The organism is Sporosarcina cascadiensis, assembly GCF_009650995.1.
In the GTDB taxonomy this organism is placed as follows: Bacteria; Bacillota; Bacilli; order Bacillales_A; family Planococcaceae; genus Sporosarcina; species Sporosarcina cascadiensis.
Genome location: NZ_WHVV01000025.1, coordinates 1 through 19894 on the forward strand (window position 1 = coordinate 1; position 19894 = coordinate 19894).

General features: G+C 44.6%; 14 protein-coding genes. 12 read left to right on the forward strand and 2 right to left on the reverse strand.

The window, feature by feature from the left end; all coding sequences use genetic code 11:
- The first annotated feature begins 55 nt into the window (after window positions 1-55).
- The 12 genes from GDZ68_RS16960 (at window position 56) to GDZ68_RS17015 (ending at window position 16212) form a co-directional block, all read left to right on the forward strand.
- Complete coding sequence (locus GDZ68_RS16960) at window positions 56-727, forward strand: response regulator transcription factor (protein WP_153723505.1); 672 nt, start codon at window positions 56-58, stop codon at window positions 725-727.
- A complete protein-coding gene (locus GDZ68_RS16965) occupies window positions 724-2103 on the forward strand; it encodes a sensor histidine kinase (RefSeq protein ID WP_153723506.1) in 1380 nt (459 codons plus the stop codon). The genes GDZ68_RS16960 and GDZ68_RS16965 overlap by 4 nt, the downstream gene beginning before the upstream one ends.
- 72 nt (window positions 2104-2175) lie before the next feature.
- Window positions 2176-2583, forward strand: coding sequence for a hypothetical protein (locus GDZ68_RS16970; protein ID WP_153723507.1), 408 nt, complete (start codon window positions 2176-2178; stop codon window positions 2581-2583).
- Between the two features lie 170 nt (window positions 2584-2753).
- Window positions 2754-3401: a hypothetical protein gene (locus tag GDZ68_RS16975; RefSeq protein ID WP_153723508.1), complete on the forward strand. Its 648-nt coding sequence runs from the start codon at window positions 2754-2756 to the stop codon at window positions 3399-3401.
- 208 nt (window positions 3402-3609) lie between these two features.
- A complete protein-coding gene (cls, locus tag GDZ68_RS16980; protein WP_153723526.1) occupies window positions 3610-5064 on the forward strand; it encodes a cardiolipin synthase in 1455 nt (484 codons plus the stop codon).
- Window positions 5065-5358: 294 nt separating this feature from the next.
- Window positions 5359-6258 carry a GGDEF domain-containing protein gene (locus tag GDZ68_RS16985; protein ID WP_153723509.1) on the forward strand — a complete coding sequence of 300 codons (900 nt, stop codon included), beginning with the start codon at window positions 5359-5361 and terminating at the stop codon, window positions 6256-6258.
- Between the two features lie 20 nt (window positions 6259-6278).
- Window positions 6279-7358, forward strand: coding sequence for a prenyltransferase/squalene oxidase repeat-containing protein (locus tag GDZ68_RS16990; RefSeq protein ID WP_194841218.1), 1080 nt, complete (start codon window positions 6279-6281; stop codon window positions 7356-7358).
- Window positions 7336-8193 carry a diguanylate cyclase domain-containing protein gene (locus GDZ68_RS16995; RefSeq protein ID WP_153723511.1) on the forward strand — a complete coding sequence of 286 codons (858 nt, stop codon included), beginning with the start codon at window positions 7336-7338 and terminating at the stop codon, window positions 8191-8193. Before GDZ68_RS16990 ends, GDZ68_RS16995 begins: the two co-directional genes overlap by 23 nt.
- A complete protein-coding gene (locus GDZ68_RS17000) occupies window positions 8183-9763 on the forward strand; it encodes a DUF2334 domain-containing protein (RefSeq protein ID WP_153723512.1) in 1581 nt (526 codons plus the stop codon). The genes GDZ68_RS16995 and GDZ68_RS17000 overlap by 11 nt, the downstream gene beginning before the upstream one ends.
- A complete protein-coding gene (locus GDZ68_RS17005; RefSeq protein WP_153723513.1) occupies window positions 9756-11024 on the forward strand; it encodes a glycosyltransferase family 2 protein in 1269 nt (422 codons plus the stop codon). Before GDZ68_RS17000 ends, GDZ68_RS17005 begins: the two co-directional genes overlap by 8 nt.
- On the forward strand, window positions 11025-13139 hold the full coding sequence (locus GDZ68_RS17010) for a cellulose biosynthesis cyclic di-GMP-binding regulatory protein BcsB (protein WP_153723514.1): 2115 nt from the start codon (window positions 11025-11027) through the stop codon (window positions 13137-13139).
- Between the two features lie 37 nt (window positions 13140-13176).
- On the forward strand, window positions 13177-16212 hold the full coding sequence (locus tag GDZ68_RS17015; protein WP_153723515.1) for a hybrid sensor histidine kinase/response regulator: 3036 nt from the start codon (window positions 13177-13179) through the stop codon (window positions 16210-16212).
- 37 nt (window positions 16213-16249) lie between these two features.
- On the opposite strand, the gene GDZ68_RS17020 is transcribed toward GDZ68_RS17015, so the two are convergent.
- Together GDZ68_RS17020 and topB are read right to left on the reverse strand one after the other, a co-directional pair.
- A complete protein-coding gene (locus tag GDZ68_RS17020; protein WP_153723516.1) occupies window positions 16250-17377 on the reverse strand; it encodes a response regulator in 1128 nt (375 codons plus the stop codon).
- Between the two features lie 158 nt (window positions 17378-17535).
- On the reverse strand, window positions 17536-19674 hold the full coding sequence (gene topB / locus GDZ68_RS17025) for a type IA DNA topoisomerase (protein ID WP_153723517.1): 2139 nt from the start codon (window positions 19672-19674) through the stop codon (window positions 17536-17538).
- Window positions 19675-19894: the final 220 nt, after the last annotated feature.

Below are 19894 nucleotides of genomic sequence, written 5' to 3' on the forward strand. Positions count from 1 at the left end.
TTATTATTCTGTCTGGATTGCTGAATGCGGAGTGGAAGAGGAGGAGGCGGACTGTATGAAAATTTTAGTAGTGGATGATGATATACATATTTTAGAGCTGGTGAGTATTCATTTGCGGCAGGCGGGGTATACGGTGGTGAAGGCTGTGAATGGTGAACAAGCGCTGGAGGCAGTGGAGCGGGAGTGGCCGGACTTGGCAGTGGTGGATGTCATGATGCCGGGGATGGATGGCTATACGCTGACGAAGAGACTTCGGGAGGACACGGAGATCCCAGTGCTGCTCCTGACGGCGAAGGGGGAGATGGAGGATAAGGAAAAGGGATTTTTGGCGGGGTCGGATGATTATCTGGTGAAGCCCTTTGAGCCGAAAGAGCTGCTGTTCAGAATTCATGCGATCCTGCGGCGTTATGACAAGGCAGTGGACAGAATAATCCAGGTAGGGCCGCTGGTGATTAATCGGCAGAGTTATGAAGTGGTACATGGCAAGAAGTCGCTTTTGCTGCCGCTGAAGGAGTTTGAGCTGCTGTCTGTGCTTGCATCCAGACTTAATCAGGTGTTTACGCGCGATGTTCTGGTAGAGCGTGTGTGGGGCTTTGATTACGAGGGAGATGAGCAGACGCTGAGCGTCCATATTAAACGGCTGCGGGACAAGCTTGAGAAATTGACAGATCAGGTGAAGATTGTAACTGTGCGCGGTGTCGGGTACAAGCTGGAGGTTTCGGAATGAAGTCGCTGTACGGCAAGTTTCTGTTACTGACTGTCGCGATCATGCTTTCAAGTGCGGTCGTTGCTTTTTTGGCTGTCAATACATATTATCACCGTTATCTGAAGGAAGAGAATGACACGAAGAATGTCAGGATTGCAGAAGAGATCGGTTCTTTCATTGAGTCGGAGGACGGTCTGGATTTGAATGCTTATTTTGAAATGATTGCAAACTCGGGCTATAAACTGATGGTAATTCCACAGGACGGAGGAGCGTATGCCTACGGAGAGAGTTTCCGTCTGGATAATTTGGAGCCTGAAGCAGTTCGTCAGGTACACGGTGGAGAAGTTTACCACGGCATGCGAGATTTGAAGGCGGAGACGTTTGTGACGGGTTATTTTTCGAATGAATCCGCGAATACAGTAGGTGTGCCGTTTACTTTTCAAGGCAGCACGTATGCTTTGTTCCTGCGCCCCGACATTAAGCTGCTGTTTACAGAAATTCACTATCTGCTCGGGGGAATGGTCATTGTAATGGCGATCATCAGTCTGCTGGCGATGCTCTTTGTGGCGCGCAAGCTGATTGAGCCAATTGTGGCACTGACCCGGGCGACGAAAAAGGTCGGAGAGGAACAATTCAGCGGGGAACTGTCGATTGACCGGAAAGATGAGATCGGACAGCTGGCAAAGAGTTTTCAGCAGATGATCAACCGGCTCAGTGAGAACGATCAAATTCGGAAGGCATTTATCAGTGATGTATCGCATGATTTTCAGTCGCCTTTATTGAATATCAAAGGCTATGCGGATTTACTGTCGAATGAAGAGCTGCCTGCCAATGAAAGAAAGCATTACGCAGGGATCATCCAGTCGGAAACAGAAAGGCTGTCTACGCTGACGAAGCAATTATTGCTGCTGACTTCGCTGGATCAGCTCGTTTCTCCGCTGCAGAAGAAAGAGTTCCGTGTGGATCAACAAATGAGGGAGACTGTACGGAAATCACAGTGGCTGTTGCAGGAGAAAGAAATGTCGCTGATGCTTGAAATTGAGGAAGTGACGTATGAAGGTGATCCTGCTTTCCTTGAGAAAGTGTGGGAGAATTTACTGTCGAATGCCCTTAAGTATACACAGGACGGCGGAACAATCGATATCAGGCTGTGGGAGCAGGATGAATGGGTTTGTTTCTCGATTGAAGATTCAGGTGTTGGAATGTCGAAAGAAACGAAGGCAAGAATTTTCGATCGTTTTTACCGGGCCGACCATTCGCGAACACGTGATGTAGAAGGAACGGGACTCGGGCTTTCAATTGTTGAGCAAGTCGTACGTCTGCATAATGGCCAAATAGAAGTGATAAGCGAATTAGGACAGGGAACAACTTTCATTGTGCGCTTGCCTAGATTATAATCTTCTGTTCACATTCCGTTCATCTAACTCTGATAGTATGAAGATAGTAGAAAGACGACTGGAGGAATAAAGATGTTACAGGATAAGTGGAGTATACGTTTAATTCGCATTGCGGCGATTTTTGGCTTGATCGGTACGGTACTCGGTTCTCATATGGCGGGTGCCGGGTCGCTTGCGTTCCGTCCGATTCACGCGCATATTTTGCTGGTTGGCTGGCTGTCGATGTTTTCGTGGGGCGTATTCTATAAAATTTACCGTGTACGTGCGAAGAAGCTGCTGACAATCCAGGGATGGTCAGGAATTATCGGAGCAATCGGATTGACGACAGGTATGTGGCTTCAGTTCATGAAACCGTTTAATATCAATGAAACATTTGCTCTAATTTTCTATATTGTCGGCGGTACAGTGTTACTGATTAGTTTTGCATTGTTCGTCATTGTGACGTTTACGACAGAGAAAGTGACAGCTGTCCGTAAATAAGTAAGTAATCCAAGTATGCGGCTCTTCCGTGTACTTGGATTTTTTTGTTTTCCCGGAAATACTTGTCGAAGGGGAGAGAAAAGTTTTGCCGGCTATGCAGTGCATTCAACAAATTAATCAGCTTTACTATGGCATAGTAGAGGGACTTACTGCATAAAGGAGAAATGAAAATGACAGGGAGCAATCGATTTGCGCTGACGATGATATGTTTCAGTTTAGTTATTGCTGCGAGTATGCTGATTAAAAAACCTGCCAGTTCGGAGCAGGCAGAGCCCAAGCTCCTAACGAAAGATTATGCACAAATGAACGCGGCGGTGGAAGAGGTGCTGAAAGACATGCCTGAGATCAAGGAAGAATTGGAGTTTATTCGTTCAGGAGTGAATGCGAATGAAACGGACACGTTGTTTACTGTGAAGAAGGCGGAGTTCCGCATACGGGTAGAGAATAATTTTACGAAGCAGGAGCATTCACCGGAATTTATGCGGTCGATGGCGGAGAGGGAAAACGGACGTTATTGGGATGCACTGCGCATCGCGGAAGAGGAGTACGGAGTGAAAGTGAAAGAGGAAGAAGTGACAGAATTTATTAAGGAATATGCGGCTGCTGTTCGCAGTAAAGAGAAAGAGAGATATGCAGAAGTTCTTGATTTGACGCTGGAGGAGCTGGATTATCAATTTGACCGTGACTTTTATGTGATGGATCTGCTGTGGAAGAAGTTAATGCCGCTTGTAGAGGAGAAATATCCGATGCAAGAAGGAGAGAGTAAGAAGGCGTATAGTGAGCGTGTGAAGGAAGAGTTCTTGAATGAGGAAGGATAACTGATTCGTAAATAATATATAGAATGTTAACGGATTCATTGTGTTGGAGACTGCTATTTTACAATAGACAGTCTTTTTTGTCATTCTACATAATTTCTATTCTATTTGTATCTTTACATGCTATATTTAGGAATACAATCTGAAAACTATGGAGCTAGTATATGGAAACAAAGAAGTCCGCAATGAAAATGAAAGGATCGTGACTGTAATGGACATAACCAACTTCATCACGTTATCCGTATCAATTATTACCGCACTCAATGTGCTGCTTTTAGCAGGTGTCCTGTTTTTCGAACGAAGAGATGTCGGAAACACATGGGCTTGGATTATGGTGCTGGTATTCCTGCCAATTGCCGGTTTCTTTATCTATCTGTTCCTCGGCCGCAACCTGAAACAGAAAAATTTTTATAAGCTGACAGCTGAAGAAAAAGAAGCCATTGAAACGGAAGCAGACCGGCAGCTTGAGACATTGGACAATGAACAGCTTGCGCAGTCTCCTTTAATGCATAAGCATAAGGAATTGATTCGAATGAATTTGATGTCTTCCCACGCGTTATTATCAGATGACAATGCAATTGGAATTTTTACGGATGGACATGAGAAATTTGATGCGCTGCTGGCTGACATCAAGTCTGCGGAGCAGGAGGTCAATATCCAATACTATATTATTCAGCCGGATGCTTTGGGAAAGAGAATTCGTGATGCATTAATTAAACGTGCAAAAGCCGGTGTGAAAGTGCGGCTGCTTTATGATGAAGTCGGTTCCAAAAAAACAGCGCCGAAATTCTTTGAAGATCTACGCAAAGCCGGCGGCAAAGTAGAAGTGTTTTTCCCTTCTTTATTCCGCTTGGTGAATTTCAGAGTGAATAACCGAAATCACCGAAAACTCGTCATAATTGACGGAAGAATCGGCTATATTGGCGGCTTCAATATAGGAGATGAATACTTAGGACTGAATGAAAAATTCGGTTACTGGCGGGATACGCATCTTCGGATTACTGGGAAAGCAGTTAATAATATTCAGGGGAAATTCATTCTTGACTGGCATCAGGCCGGTAAAAACAAGCCTGGTGTTTGGGGAGATTACTCTTTTCAGCAGAAAGTGCAGAACGGAACGAGTCCCGTGCAGATCGTTTCAAGCGGACCGGATTCTGTGACAGAACATTTGAAGAATATGTATATAAAGCTAATTTTGTCGGCTAAGGAAAGCATCTTTATCCAGACGCCTTATTTTATTCCGGACACAAGTTTCATGGACGCCTGCAAGATTGCTCTGCTTTCAGGTGTAGATGTCCGCATCATGATCCCGTGCAAGCCGGATCATCCTTTTGTCTACTGGGCAACCTGGGCATATGCCGGCGATCTAATTGATTACGGCGCAAAAATCCTGCTCTATGAAAATGGTTTCTTGCATGCAAAGACCATTGTAGTCGACGGTGAAGTGGCATCGGTAGGCACAATGAATATCGATTCACGGAGTTTCCGGCTGAATTTTGAGGTGAATGCGATTATCTACGATGAACAAGTGGCAAAGCAGCTGCAGAATCTATTCTTGCAAGATATCGAGTTGAGTTCAGAGCTGACAGCCGGCCGCTATGCAGAAAGATCACTTTGGATCCGCTTTAAACAAGGAATTTCCCGTTTACTATCGCCTGTATTATAAGCTAAGTATAAGGGTCGCTGTCCAGGGCAGCGGTCCTTTTCGGATCAAACGATGTGTGGAGATCTTCAAACTCTTTCAGGATATAGATTTTGCATTGATCTCCAACGGGCTTTCCGCAAGTTTTCATCATCTCAATTAATTGGCCTTCTGTGTAAGGCAGTAAAACCAGTCTCAGTCAAAATGAGGCTGGTTTTTCTTTTGCACCAGTTTAAGAGTTTTGTAAGAGCCTTGACATATACTAGGAATCAACAAGTCGAAGAAAATTTATTGATATAAAAATAGGAGGAATTGCTAATGACACCCCCATCTTTATTTAGGCAGAATAACAACGAGGCAGATTGCACCGCTACCCTCATGAAAAATCTCTTGTCCCCGTCTATCATCCTCGCTGTTGCTAAGTCAGATGGCACCATTTTAGAATGGAATGAAAATTTCCAGCAAGTATTTGGCTACACTGCTGCCTCGATCCATTTAACAGATTTTCTCATATTAAATACGGAGTTGCCAGCGATTGAAGCATGGCAGCAGCTGCTGGTTCAGGCGAGACTGGAAGGACAGTGGTCAGGAGAACTTTGTTTTTACTCGGAGATGGGTGAACTTTTGTGGGTGCAGGCGACGGTGATCCCGTTCAGTCAGCCGGGCAGGGTATTACTCGTCTTTCATGATTCACTGGTTCGAAGCGAGAGAGATTATTGGCGCCGGCAAGCCTGCCTGCACGAATTGACGAATCTGCCGAATAAAAGAGCATTTGATATGAATGTGGGATCGTATATACAGGAGGCAGACCACTTCGGGAGGAGGGCTTTCTTTTTCTATATGGATGTGGATAAGTTTAAAGGGATCAATGATAAGTTTGGCCACATGGTTGGCGATGAGGTGCTCAAGGAACTCGGCAGGCGTCTAAAAGTAATCACAGCAGATGAAGGAATGGCGTTTCATTTCAGTGGTGATGAATTTGTCATCGTTCTGCATGAAACCGATGACTTTCCTGATCTATTGGCGGCTGTTCATTCAGTAGGTTCCCAGCCATTCACTACGAGTCGAGGAATACTGGATATCGATATCAGTGTCGGGGCAAGTATTTACCCTTCTCACAGCAATGATGTGACGACTTTGCTGGAGTATGCTGATTCAGCTATGTTTTTGGCGAAAACCGACAGAGTTTCTCCTATGAACTGCACACCACATAAATGACTAGGAAAAGGACACGGCATATGAAGAGAAAAATACTGTTTATTATAATAATCTTAGCTTCTTTGGCAATTTACGGGGCCCGGGTTTTACTGGAGAACAAAGAGAGCAGGAAACCGAAAGAAGAACTGGGGGCTGAACAATTTATCCAAAAGTACCTAATGAAAGAAGACGGGCGGATACAGACGAATCTACAGGATCAAAGTGATATTTATTTGTCGGAAACGGTTGGTCTTTGGATGGATTATTTGCTGGAGAAAGATGATTATGATCAGTTTGAAGAAGCGGTGCATATATTGAAAAGTGAGTTTTTGAACGAAGATTACTTAGTTTTTTGGGAGTTGCGAGGTGAAGAAAAAGCCTCGGCCAATGCGTTCATTGATGATTTGCGGATTATGTCCGCCTTGTACAGGGCGGGTGAGCAGTGGAATCATCGGGCGTATACGAAGCTGGCAGAGAAAGTGGAAGCCTCACTTCTTCGTTACCAATCTAATGACGGATGGTTTGTGGACCATATTGATCTGGAAAACAAGGGGCAGGCAGAGACAATTACTCTCAGTTATATTATCCCGGAAGGCTTTGAGCGGATGAATAAATTACCAGCGGAATGGTACGACCAAACGAAACAGCTGCTAAGTGATGCACCAGTAAGTCCACTCGGCTTTTTTCCGAAGTCTTATGATTTGCCAACTAAAACATTTTCTTTTGACCCGGAGATTAACTTGATTGATCAATTTTATGTTGGCTATCATCGAGCACAATGGGGAGGGGATGTCGAACCTCTTGTATCGTTCGCCAAGTCTACATTTGAGAGAGATCATAAGTTATATGGTCGATATGATTTACAGTCCGGTGAACCATCCGTGTTATATGAAGCAGCCTCTGTTTATGCGCTGGCGATTCTGATGTGTCTGGAAATAGAGGACACCGACTTTGCAAAACAGCTTTATGAAAAGTTACAAGCAATGCAACAAACGGATAAAGCTCGCCTTTATTATGGAGGGTTTATTGATATAGATTCAACAGCTACTCACACATTCGACAATTTATTGGCATTACTTGCCGAAAGGAAAGGAATCGATGAAAACATTTTCTCTCATTGAAGCAAAAACTCTGTCTCTGCTATCGATACTTATCATCGGCTTGGCGGCAGTTTTTCTCTTTTTATTACAGGAGGGTCAAACGGGGCTGCTTCTGAATATCTTTTTAGTTATTTTGACGGCTATTTCATTAGTGGGGGGACCGGTTGTCGGTTTGGTAAGCAGCTTGCTTTTTATTTTCGTTATCGGTACATTTCTGCTATTTCTCTTTTTCTCTGCTTCTTCATCCGGCATCCTGACAATACCGCTGCCTTATTTGCTGGGCTTTGGCTTTGTTCTGCTGCTGACCGCGTTGCTAGCAGGGAAAATCCATGATCAAATTATCGGTCAAAGCCGTTTGAATCGCAGGCTGCAGGAAGAGATCGATCAGCTGGTGGCGGTTGACGTGGAAACAGGCTTTGATAATCGCCGACGGATGGAAGTGGAATTGGATGTGGAAATGAGGCGCAGCAAACGTTACGGCGGAACATTTACGATCATTCTGCTGGAACTAGAGTTTTTCGAAGAATTTCAACGGCTGTATGGAGAGAAAGAGTTGAAGCATCTAGTCGCCTCGCTGGCGGATAAAATGCAGACCATCATTCGCTCAACAGACCGTAAATTCCGCTATGCCAATAATCGCTTTGCGCTATTGTTGACACATACTGACGATGCTTCCATTGAGATTATTTATGAAAAATTAACCAAGAAGTTGAAAGACCATGAATTGCTAAGTGAGAAATATGTGACGTTGTCGTTTCGTACCGCATTTCAAGAGTTTGATAAACAGGCGGATTTTCAAGATAGCGCTGCATTAATTTCACAAATTGAAAGCGGGATGGTTGTTCGTGACTTATAAGCAGCCGCTAATCGTGTGGATGATCGTGTTTCTGCTGGCTTCCAGTTTTGCCGGCACATCTGTGAAAGCAGAGGAGGACAAGGAGACTGCAGCCATCATTTATATGACAAACGATGGTGATATGCAGAACGACGTGTATTTTCTCGATGCCCTTTTATCCGCTGTCGTTAAGGAAGTGGATCTGTATGCAGCTTCGGAAGTTCAGCCGGGCGATTTGCGGAAGTATGAGGTCATTCTCTTTGTCGGGGCGGAAGAAGGGCGTGTGCCTGAAATCGTACAGGAAGAAATCGCAGGGTTTTCAGGAGAATTGCTTGCGTTTGGTCACAATGCGGAGCAGTTATCTCCATTTGCAGAGTGGAAGTTTATTGGCGAAGAAATCATACGGACGGTTGGCGGGGAGCCGTTAGAACAGGCGAAACTGGCAACACAAGTGATCTCACCTGCTGGCAGCATCGTGTTAGCGGAAGGACTGTCTCTCGATAAGCAATTGCCGTATATCAGCAAAAAAGGTTCTGTGACGTATGTCGCGACAAGTTTTTTCGGACCAATAGAAACACTGGTCCTCAGCCGCTCACTGTTTACGATGCTAGATATGAAGACACCCGGCACACACCCGGCATTTATCGGACTGGAAGGGATTTCTCCTATTTCGGACGCCGTGCTGGTTCTCGAAACCGGTATGTATTTAGCAGACCGTGAAATTCCGTTTTTTATGGTCGTTTCCCCGTTCTATGCCGATACGGATATATCATCCAATAAAGAGCTGGTTCACGTATTGCAAGAGCTTCAAAAGAACGGCGGTACGGTAGTTGTGGAGACCTCTTTTACGGGTGGCCTGCCTCCTTTAAAGGAGCAGACTTTTTATTCGTCGGATGCGGAATACGAAAGCGACAGAAATGAACGGCAGGATACGGAAACAGCAGGAATCCATGCAGAATTGTCAAGATCGATTGAAGCTTTGACGGATCTTGGCTTGTATCCTATTGCCGCCAAGGAGCCCAAAGTTCAAATGAGCTCCACAGAATACCAGGCGCTTTCCTCTTCGTTCACCTCGCTCTTTGGAGAAAGTGTGCATACACCCGCTTTCATATCTAAACCGAATCTATTGGCAGGAATGGCGCACTATCCAAATACGCTCGGCCATGTAGACTCTGCTTTGCCTGATCCATTACAGGAGGTCAGAACGTCCCTCTCTCGCTTACGTACCATTCCTGGATCTGTGATATCGGGAATGTATGATCCTTCTGAAGGAGCAGAGAATTTGACTAAATTAGTTCAGCTGATGGAATCGGTCCCGAACATGGAATGGCTGCAATACAAACAGACAGAGCAAACCGTGCAAACGGAACGAGTTACCATATTTCAGACGGCAGATGATCTAGTCGTTCAATCCACCATGACAAAAACGCGCTTGCTTTATGAACGAGTAATAGGAAATCCTTTTAATACTTTTTTATGGATCATTGCGGGAGTCGTCATCGGCTTTCTGATTGCTTTCTTGCTTTACGTCGTAAGTCTTCGGTTTAAGTTGAAAAAAAGGCTATTTAAGGAGAGGGAGCATATTGGCTAATCTATTATTTTACATTGCTCTTATCCTGATCTGGATCATGTTGCTATATCATATGTTCTTGATGCAAGGGGGCTATCGCCATTCGGTGAACTTCGAAAAAGTGATACCCGAATGGCGAAAGAATATGTCGGACCTTCCAACTGTCAGTGTGTTCATTCCTGCTCACAACGAGGAAGTTGTCATTGGTCAGACGCTGCGTGCGATGGTGAACCTTCATTATCCAAAAGATAAGCTGGAAGTCATTGTCATCGACGATAACTCGTCGGACCGAACGGGAGAAATCGCGGGTGAATATGCTAAAAGGTATCCGTTCATTCGGCTAATTGAAACGAAATCGCCTAATCGGGGGATCGGAAAGTCTTCTGCATTAAATGAAGCTTTACAACAATCAGACAGTGAAGTAATCGTAGTTTACGATGCGGATAATACGCCCGAACAGATGGCGGTTTGGTATTTGGTGATGGGTCTGCTGAACGATCCCAAATCAGGTGCGGTGGTCGGTAAATTCCGCGTCAGTAATGCCAAGCAGACATGGCTGACACGTTTCATTAATATCGAGACGATTTGTTTTCAGTGGATGGCGCAAGCCGGACGTTGGAAATGGTTTAAGGTGGCGACTATTCCAGGCACGAACTTTGCGATTCGCCGGCATATTATGGACACACTCGGAGGCTGGGATGTAAAGGCACTTGCTGAAGACACGGAATTAACAGTACGGGTATATGATCTTGGGTATCATATACGTTTTTTCCCGGCCGCCATTACATGGGAACAGGAACCTGAAACCCTTGGCGTGTGGTGGAAACAGCGGACACGATGGGCGCGTGGCAATCAGTACGTCGTGATCAAGTTTTTATCCCAACTATTTAAACTGAAACGCAAGCGGATTATCTTTGATTTATTTTATTTCTTTTTCACGTACTTTCTGTTCTTCTTCGGTGTGATCGTGTCGAATGTCCTTTTTGTTGTGAACTTGTTCTATGATCTTCAATTGCAGATTGGGAATGTCGCCTTGGTATTATGGGGTCTTGCCTTTCTGTTGTTCATCGCCGAAGTTGCAATTTCATTAAGTATTGAAAGAACAGAAATGACTTGGAAGAATTTCTTTTATATCATCTTTATGTATTTTACGTATTCACAAATGTGGATTATTCTTGTCGTGTGCTCTTTGTATCTGGAGACCAAGCGAATGTTACTAAGGCAAGAGGTTCGATGGTATAAGACGGAACGTTTTGCAGAAAAGAAAGTGGAGGGTAAATAAATGAATCGTTTATTCATCGGAATCCTGACCGTGCTACTATGTGCAAGCTGGCAGACGGCAAGTGAAGCATCTGAAACAAAGGAACCGCTTCATTTGACGCAGGTACAGCTCGACGCCGATCAATCAGCATCCAAGAAACAACCGATCACCAACCAACCCATTGAATTGAAGGGACCCGAACAAGAAATTACGTTCTATTATGAGCTTCAAGAAAACCAATCAGCATCCGATCAGGCGTTTGTATTGAATTTTAGCCATTCGGAATTGCTGATTGCCCCTTCTGCCGTGACAGTGCGTGTGGATGGCGAAGCTTTGAAGTCTGTCGCTTTGCCAGGAGAAAAAGAGACAGATAAAATGGTAGTTCCTTTAAAGGGGAAGGCATTGAAGAAAGGCTATCATGAAGTAACTGTTTCTTTTTATGGAGTGATTAAAGAAGGAGTTTGTGTGGAACAAGGGACTACGGGGAATTGGATGACGATTCAGATCGATTCTTACATTAAATTAGACAGGGAAGCAACAGAAAAAAACTCCCTGGAGAATTATCCCGCAGCCTTTACCGGCACGGAAAAGAATCCTGTCACGATTATCCTGGCAGAAAATGCAGCGATGGCATCGCTTGATAGCGCACTGAAAGTAGGTGCATTTTTATCTAAACAGAGCCAGGAAGAACATTCGGTACGCGTCGTCAGGGAGTCAGATGTGAAGAAAATAAAAGGTTCTGTTTTGTTCATCGGCAGTGTAGATGAATTTACAAGTCCGTTTATGAAAGATGTATTGAAACAAGCAGATTTGCCAGTAGAGCAGGATACTGCCGTCATTTCATTTGAGAAAATTACGGATGGAAAGCAGGAGGTCGATGCGCTGTTTGTTATCGCCAAGTCGCCAGAAGACCTGGAAAAACGGATAGCTACGTTAACCGATCTGCGTCTGACTGAGCAATTAGCGGGGGAACTGTTAGTGCTGAACTCCATTCCTGAAAAGCCTGAAAAACAGGATCATTCAACGTTCCTTCTAAAAGATTTTGGCATGTCGAATCTCATCCTGGATAGCCAGCAGCGAGAGAGTCAACAGTTCTTTCACTATCTTCCGTACTCCGTAAGTAAGGAACAAACACCTGTATTGGAGTTGCATTTGAAACATACGGATTTCGCCTTTATAAATGACGAAGAAACGACATCTGATGAACTGCTGGAAAACGATGTTGAATTGGTTGTCTGGGTAAACGATGTGCCGCATTCGATCAATATTCGTCAGTTGCAAGAAGAGAAGGATGGCATCTACACTGTTCAAGTTCCGATTGACAAAAAAGCTGTCAAAGACCATCGCATGGTTAGTTTGCAATTTACCGCGAGTGGTCTACTATCGAAGAATCCTTGCATTACGACAGATCGGAATCGTTGGATTTATATTGAAGAGGATAGTTTTTTTACCTTTCCAAAGGAGAAGAAAAGTAAAGCATTTTCATTTGCGGAATTTCCATTTCCATTCGTAGATCAGGAAGAAGAGACCTTAATTGTGCTGCCTGCTGTCGAAAGTGTTGATGACAATCAATTGCTGGAACTATATGAAACCCTTTTTGTAACTTCACAGTCAATGAACTGGAAAATAGAGCAAGCAAATGAAATTTCGGAGGACAGCCTGAAAAACCACCAGCTGCTCTTTATTGGCGGTCCGAATGTTCAGCCGGCACTTCAGGAGCAATCTTCTAAACTGGCTGTTGCACATGAAAATGGAAAACCTGACTTGGCAGCAGCTGGTTTTCTTCGGGAAACTACGGATGCTGTCAGTTGGATCCAGCCAAGTCTTTGGGGGAATAAGGAATATACGATGATGGTACTGGAAAGTGTTGAAGGTGATTCCACTGTCGATTCAGAACTGCTCAGTTTCCTGAGTCATACGGATGAAGCAGCTACTATGGCCGTCAAATCCGGAAACGGCAAATTGTATACAAATGCTTCTGCCTTGCAATCCGAATCGCATATATCAGATGTAAAAAGCGAAACACAGGAAAATCGGATGCCGGTCGTCTGGCTAATTGGATTTGGAGGACTGATCGTAATAGCAATTGCGTGTATTTACTTAGTTATCCGCAAAAGGAGACGATTTGATGCCTAAAGAGGACCTAAGAGGCATCATGTCGAACTAACACCAGATGAAAACAAAAAAACCACTGCTTCTCATTCTCTTACTAATCGTCACGCTCACATCATTTCGTCTCCTATGGATCGAGTCGAATCGTAAAATAAATACACCGGTAGCTGAAGATGGAATCTTGGACCTAAGGGGCAATGCGGTATTGTCAGAGGGAATGCTGCCGTTAAATGGAGAATGGCATTTTTTCAAAGGAGAGTTCCTGGAGCCGAGTGACCATCCTGAGAAGCGACGGATGCTGATACAAGTGCCTGGCAAATGGCAGAAGCAATTATCGGAAGACAATGATCCTTCTGGCTATGGTACCTATCGCTTAAAAATTCTACTGGATACTGGCACGGCTGACACCTATCGGCTCTATACAAAAGATATTGTGTCAGCCTCCCATTTATTTATCAATGGCAAGGAAGTAGCACGTCTTGGAAGAACTGCCGGGAACAAACAGGAGGAGAAACCGGATTATCGCCCGCACACGTTGCAACTGGATGGAAATATCAAAGAAATTGACCTCATGATCCACGTCTCAAACTTTCATTCATTGCGAAAGGTAGGCATTGTCCAGCCAATAGAGCTCGGGGAATGGGATGTGGCGGAACGGTCTGTGTTCCGGGACTATGCCTGGCAGTTAGTGGTAGCAGCTATCATCTTGCTTCATAGTCTCTACGCTCTGCTGATCTATTTGCTGTTCTCCAGAAAGAGAGAGATGTTGTTCCTGGCTCTGGCATTTTTGGCGATGGCGCTGTCTATTACAGTGGATGACGATAAACTGCTGCTCTATTTTTTCCCGGGTATTTCATTCGCCTGGTGGCAAAAGGCGATCTATCTGACGTATACAGGCAGTGCATATTTTTCCTTGCTTTTCATCAAGTCGATAGTGAAAACAGAAGGCAAACCATTTGGCAAATGGACGAGATACTATTTTCGCTTTGTAACGGTTTTGTATACGTTGTTTGTAATGGCCACGCTGCTGTCTGTAGAAATGAATATGTATATCGTCTACACGCTTTTGATGTTTATCCCGCTTCCAATGCCGTTCCTGATCTACCGGTCAGCATTGCCGGGAAAAAGTAATTTCCTATACTTTATGCTCGCAGTGATCAGCATCCTGTCCAGTCTCGTTTGGGGTTCCTATAAGAGCCGGGTTGCACCTGAGCTTCCATATTATCCGTTTGATATGTTGGTGGGGATTATCTTTTTCGGGTTGTTTTGGTTTAAGCGCTTTTTCATAATGGCTGATAATAGTCAACAATTGGCTGTATCTTTACAAAAAGAAATTCAGCAAAAAGATGACTTCTTGGCAAATACTTCACATGAACTGCGGAACCCGCTGCACGGTATATTGAATATTACCCAAACAATTTACGATCAGGAGAAAATGTCTTTATCACAGGAAGCAAAACAGAACTTAGAGACGCTGATGTCTGTGGGTCGCAGAATGTCCATGATTCTAAATGATTTGCTGGACAGTGAACAGTTGAAAGGAAAAGGAGTCCGGCTTGATCAACAAGTTATTCGTCTGGCACCTGTCGTGACCAATGTATTCGATACACTTAAATTTATGAAAGAAGGAAAGTTGATTACGCTGGAGAATACGATTCCTGAAAACTTTCCTTATGTACAGGCGGATGAAAACCGGCTGTTTCAAATCCTATTCAATTTAGTGCATAATGCCATGAAGTTTACTGGAAGCGGCAGCGTCCGGATTTCATCTGAAACGCAACAGGGAATGGCGATGATCCATGTTACGGATGAAGGAATTGGCATGGATCAGGAGGTTGCAAACAGGATGTTCCAGCGCTATGCCCAAGATGACCGAGGTATCGCTTCTACAGGTGGTGGAGGAATTGGTCTCGGATTGAGTATTTGCCGGCAGCTGATTGAATTGCATGGGGGGACGATACAAGTGGAGACCTCAAAAGGGAAAGGTGCTACGTATACTTTTACCATTCCTCTTGCCGAGATACAAGAAGACAGCAGGATTAGTCCGCTTCCCCTGTCTGTGGTAGAGTCGTCCAGCTATACGAAAAATTTAAACAGAACTCTTGGCAACGATGCTGAACGAATCTTAGTAGTAGATGATGATCCAATGAACCTTTCAATTATGAAGCAATTGCTAAAAGCAGAGGGGTACGAGATCGTGACTTGTACGACAGGAAAAGAAGCATTGGAGCAGTTTGAGGTGGGCAATTGGAGTCTAGTCGTCTCGGATATTATGATGCCACATATGTCCGGCTATGAATTAACACGTAAAATAAGAAAGAAATTTTCATTGGCAGAACTGCCTATCTTATTGTTGACCGCACGAACCCAGCCGACTGATATTCAAATGGGATTTGAAGCGGGTGCCAATGATTATGTTCAGAAACCTGTTGAAAAGTCAGAACTGATTTCGCGCATCAAGACACTTCTGCAGTTGAACCATGCAATTGAAGAGCATGTGAAAATGGAGGCAGCCTGGCTGCAAGCACAAATTCAGCCCCATTTCCTCTTCAATACATTGAATACCATTAGTGCACTAAGTGAGATTGATCCGGAAAAGATGTCCAAGCTACTAGAGAACTTCGGAACTTATCTGCAAAGTAGTTTTACATCACAGAACTTAGAGCAAACCGTCCCGTTGGCAAGGGAAATGGATCTGGTTGATTCGTATATTTATATCGAACAGCAACGCTATGGTGATCGGTTAAGAATCGTAAAAAATTACGTCTATTTACCTGAAATTCAAGTACCGCCGCTGGCAATCCAAACTCTAGTGGAAAATGCAATTGAACATGGTGTTTTGAAACGGACAGAGGGCGGAACTGTGCAAATTCAAATCAATGAAAGCAGCGAGAGCATAGAGATTGTCATCTCGGATGATGGAATTGGAATGAATCCAGATAAGTTAACAGCCATCTTATCGGATCAGCCGGCAGAAAGAAAAGGAGTCGGCTTGCCGAACACGCATAAAAGACTGCGTCAGTTAGGCAACCGAGGTTTGATCATCGAAAGCAAGTTGAATGAAGGCACAACTGTACGTATTTGCATACCAAAATAGAAAGGAAGGAAGAAAAACTTCACAGTTTTCTTCCTTCCTACAACTGATCGCTAAGCAGAATTTGATTATATAGCGCGTTTGTAGAGTGGCTGGGCGAGATCCCCAACTCCTCTGCAATCCGCTCTTTAAATTCATGATAAACCTTTATAGCTTCTGTTCGATTTTCAATTTGTATATAGTGTTCCAGTAACTGTTGCAAAGCTTGCTCAGAGTATGGATCCAACTGAAACAAACGATTAAGATAAAGTTGTTTACGTGCCCCATCGCCGATTCCCTCATAGTAATAGACGATCTGACTCATTAATTGAAGCATTTGCTGACGAAGGTTCGCGGAATGAATCAGAGCCCACTCGTAGCCTTCCTGTTCCAAATAATCCCCAGTGTATTGATGTACAGCTTCTTCAAAAAGATCAATATTGTCCCGGGATACTTTGGTATGTTCAATAAGTAAACGTTCTAAATGAATGGCATCACATTGAAAGTTTGGAAGCTCTAAACAATATCCTTGATTGGCAAAGGTGATGACTTTAGGATGGCCTGTCTTTTGAAGTGTCTTACGTAAATGGGAAAGTGTTGTATGTAATTGGATTTTAGCTTTATCGTAATCAGTGTCGGGCCAGAGGGTATCAATCAAAACATCTCGATTGATAAATGTCCGGTGGTGTGTGATGAGAAATGCAAATAACTCTTTTACTTTAGCCGTCTTCCACTTAATCGGCTGATGGTCCGAAAAAACCACGAACTCGGAAAAGCACTGTATACGCAACGGTTCAGTAGGGCTTAGCTGCTGGCTGGGCGAAGAGGATAGCTGCTGTTGTATGCGTGAAATGGTTTTCTTTAAACGATCGTCAGTTATAGGTTTTAAAATATAGTCAATGGAATTCAATTCAAATGCCTGCACCGCATAGTCCCGGTAAGCCGAAACGAACACGATATGCACCGAAGGATGATAGGTTAAAATTTGCTCAGCTAAATCAATCCCATTGATCCCCGGCATTTCGATGTCCAAAAATGCGATATTAAATGAAAGGTCTTGCACTTTTTCCAGTAAAAAAAGCGGATTAGAGAAAGCGTGCACTACCTCAACATCTTGAAAAACTCGAAGTTTTCGCGAGAGCAACTGCAAAGCTAATGGCTCATCATCTACTAGGATTGCACAAATCAACTAGATTCCCTTCTTTCACTTTGTATTCCAATGTATTCATTGTATTCTATTTCCTGTTAAACTTACAGTACTAGAGATGAAATATCAAAATATTAAGTGAGTAGTTTCTGCTTAGTTTCAGAGTATCAAATCTATGATCAGCAAGAAATGAGGAATCATTATACAAACACCAACTCCAATTTGCCTTCTTTCATTTCCAATGAAGCATCAAACTTCTTACCTTCTGCAGACGTAAAACCTTTGATGACATTCGTTTTCCCTTTCGTACAAAGCAATTTCACCTGCGGAACCGTCAGCTTCTTTTTCAAAAAGATACCGGGAAATGTCATCTTGCAGCCGTTCTTATAATTGCTGCAGCCATAAAACGATTTACGGGCGACAATGGTGCCGGTGCCGCATCGCGGGCACGGTGCTACTTCGGTCGGCGTGTAGGAGCCCCGGCGAGAAGAAGGGGATGGCGGCAGCACGATATCGATCGTCTGCTGTTCCAGCTGTGCCGGTACATCTTCGAGCAACTTTTCAATGAACTTTGAAACACTGCCGAGAAAATGCTGGCCCGTTCCTTCACCGTTTCCGATTTTCTTCAAATACGTCTCCCATTTCGCTGTCATGGAGGGACTCGCCAGCAAACTGCCTTCAATCGCCTGGCACAGCACACGTCCTTTATCAGTAATCGACACGATATTCTTCGTCACTGAAATATAGCCGTGCTTTTTAATCGTTTCGATGATGCTGCTTCGTGTCGCTTCCGTTCCGAGGCCTTCGATCTCCTTCAGAATATCTGTCTCATTCTGATCTTCCACCAGCTTGCCGCAAGTTTTCATCATCGCGATTAGCTGGCCTTCCGTGTACGGCTTCGACGGCTGGGTCGCGCCTTCTTTAATGCCGATCTCACTTTGTACCGTTTCATCTTTCTCCAGTGGCGGCAGTGCCGGTTCGTCAGTGTCTTTAGCTTTCTTCGGCGCTTCGAACAACTCTTTCCAGCCCTTGTCGCGCTCGGTTTTCCCTGTCGTGAAGAACAGCAGTCCCTTGACGTCTGTCGTCACCTTCGTTTCGGTGTATAAATAATCCCGGTGGAACATCGCGAGCGCGGTCCGCACCACTTCCTCGTAGAGATTGCGCTCAAGCGGCGACAATTTCGCGAGGGCAGCCGGTGTAGGCAGCTTTTTTGTCGGGATGATGGCATAGTGCTCCTGCACCTTCGAACTGTCGACATAGCGCTTTTTCGGCGTGCGCGAAGCAATTTCAAATGAATGCCCGATCAGCTCCTGGTATTTTTCCACAGAAGCCGCTAGGTAGTTGAATTCGCTCGGCGTAATATGCCGCGTATCAGTCCGCGGATACGACACAAGTTTTTTCTCATAGAGCGTCTGCATCGTTTTCAGCACCGTGGCGGGACTCGCTTTCCAGCGCCGGTTCGCGGTTGCCTGCAGGGTGGAAAGGGAATGCAATTGCGGCGGAGGCATTCGTTTATCGGTATGTGTCAGCCCGGTAATCGTTCCCGGCGTGCGCTTCGTAATCCCCCGGCTGTTCAGTGCCGCCGCAATTAATTCACGCTTCGGCTCTTTCAATTTCGCCTTTCCTTTATACGTCCCATGGGCAGCCGTAAAGATTGCTTCTGCTTCAAAAAACGGCTCCGAAACGAACGTCTCGATCTCCCGCTGACGCTGATAAATCAAATAAACCGTCGGCGACTGTACGCGTCCGATTGGAAATACCTGCTGAATCCCTTTCGCTTTCAACAAGAGAGTATACAGTCTCGAACCGTTCATTCCCACGAGCCAGTCACTGATCTGCCGCGCTTTCGCTTCCTCATACAGCTGCAGATCCTTCTCATTATCCCGCAGATTCTCAAACCCCTTGCGCACATCATCCGCTTCGAGCGAATTAATCCAGAGTCGCTTGATTATCTGATTGCGCGCGCCGGTCATATAGTAGATGGAATAAAAAATATTCGAACCTTCACGATCGACATCGCAGCCGTTAATAACTGTCGATGCCCCGCGAATAAACTTCTTCACAACTTGAAACTGCTTATACTTATCTTTCGCCACCTGAAATTCATAGCGCTCCGGCAAAATCGGCAGACTGCCGAGCGTCCAGCGTTTCCAGGAAGGATTATACGTATGCGGCTCCTTTAATTCGACAAGGTGCCCGATGCCCCATGTCAAAAAAGCCCCTTCAGGGAACGTCGGACAGGCATTGATTTCTATATAGCCGTCGTGTTTGCGGGAAGTGAACGCGTCGGCGTAGGCTTTTGCCTGGGATGGTTTTTCGGCTAGGATTACGGGTTTCATGTGGGCACCTCTTCTCTTTATATGATAAAACGTCGGTTCTGATAGTGGTATTATCGCATAAATGGAGAAGGTTATCTAATGTGCGAGCGGGAAATTGGATTCAAAAAATATAATTGTGAGAACAAATGTATTTGGTGTTTGTTCGGGTACTGTGGCCGCATTTAGGCATTGCTCCTTTGATTCTACTCAGTAGATTGGAGCTAAGTACGCTATTTATAAA

Coding starts and splice junctions, on each gene's coding strand:
- GDZ68_RS16960 (WP_153723505.1), top strand. CDS start 56: ATGAAAATTTTAGTAGTGGATGATGATATACATATTTTAGAGCTGGTG.
- GDZ68_RS16965 (WP_153723506.1), top strand. CDS start 724: ATGAAGTCGCTGTACGGCAAGTTTCTGTTACTGACTGTCGCGATCATG.
- GDZ68_RS16970 (WP_153723507.1), top strand. CDS start 2,176: ATGTTACAGGATAAGTGGAGTATACGTTTAATTCGCATTGCGGCGATT.
- GDZ68_RS16975 (WP_153723508.1), top strand. CDS start 2,754: ATGACAGGGAGCAATCGATTTGCGCTGACGATGATATGTTTCAGTTTA.
- cls (WP_153723526.1), top strand. CDS start 3,610: ATGGACATAACCAACTTCATCACGTTATCCGTATCAATTATTACCGCA.
- GDZ68_RS16985 (WP_153723509.1), top strand. CDS start 5,359: ATGACACCCCCATCTTTATTTAGGCAGAATAACAACGAGGCAGATTGC.
- GDZ68_RS16990 (WP_194841218.1), top strand. CDS start 6,279: ATGAAGAGAAAAATACTGTTTATTATAATAATCTTAGCTTCTTTGGCA.
- GDZ68_RS16995 (WP_153723511.1), top strand. CDS start 7,336: ATGAAAACATTTTCTCTCATTGAAGCAAAAACTCTGTCTCTGCTATCG.
- GDZ68_RS17010 (WP_153723514.1), top strand. CDS start 11,025: ATGAATCGTTTATTCATCGGAATCCTGACCGTGCTACTATGTGCAAGC.
- GDZ68_RS17015 (WP_153723515.1), top strand. CDS start 13,177: ATGAAAACAAAAAAACCACTGCTTCTCATTCTCTTACTAATCGTCACG.
- topB (WP_153723517.1), bottom strand. CDS start 19,674: ATGAAACCCGTAATCCTAGCCGAAAAACCATCCCAGGCAAAAGCCTAC.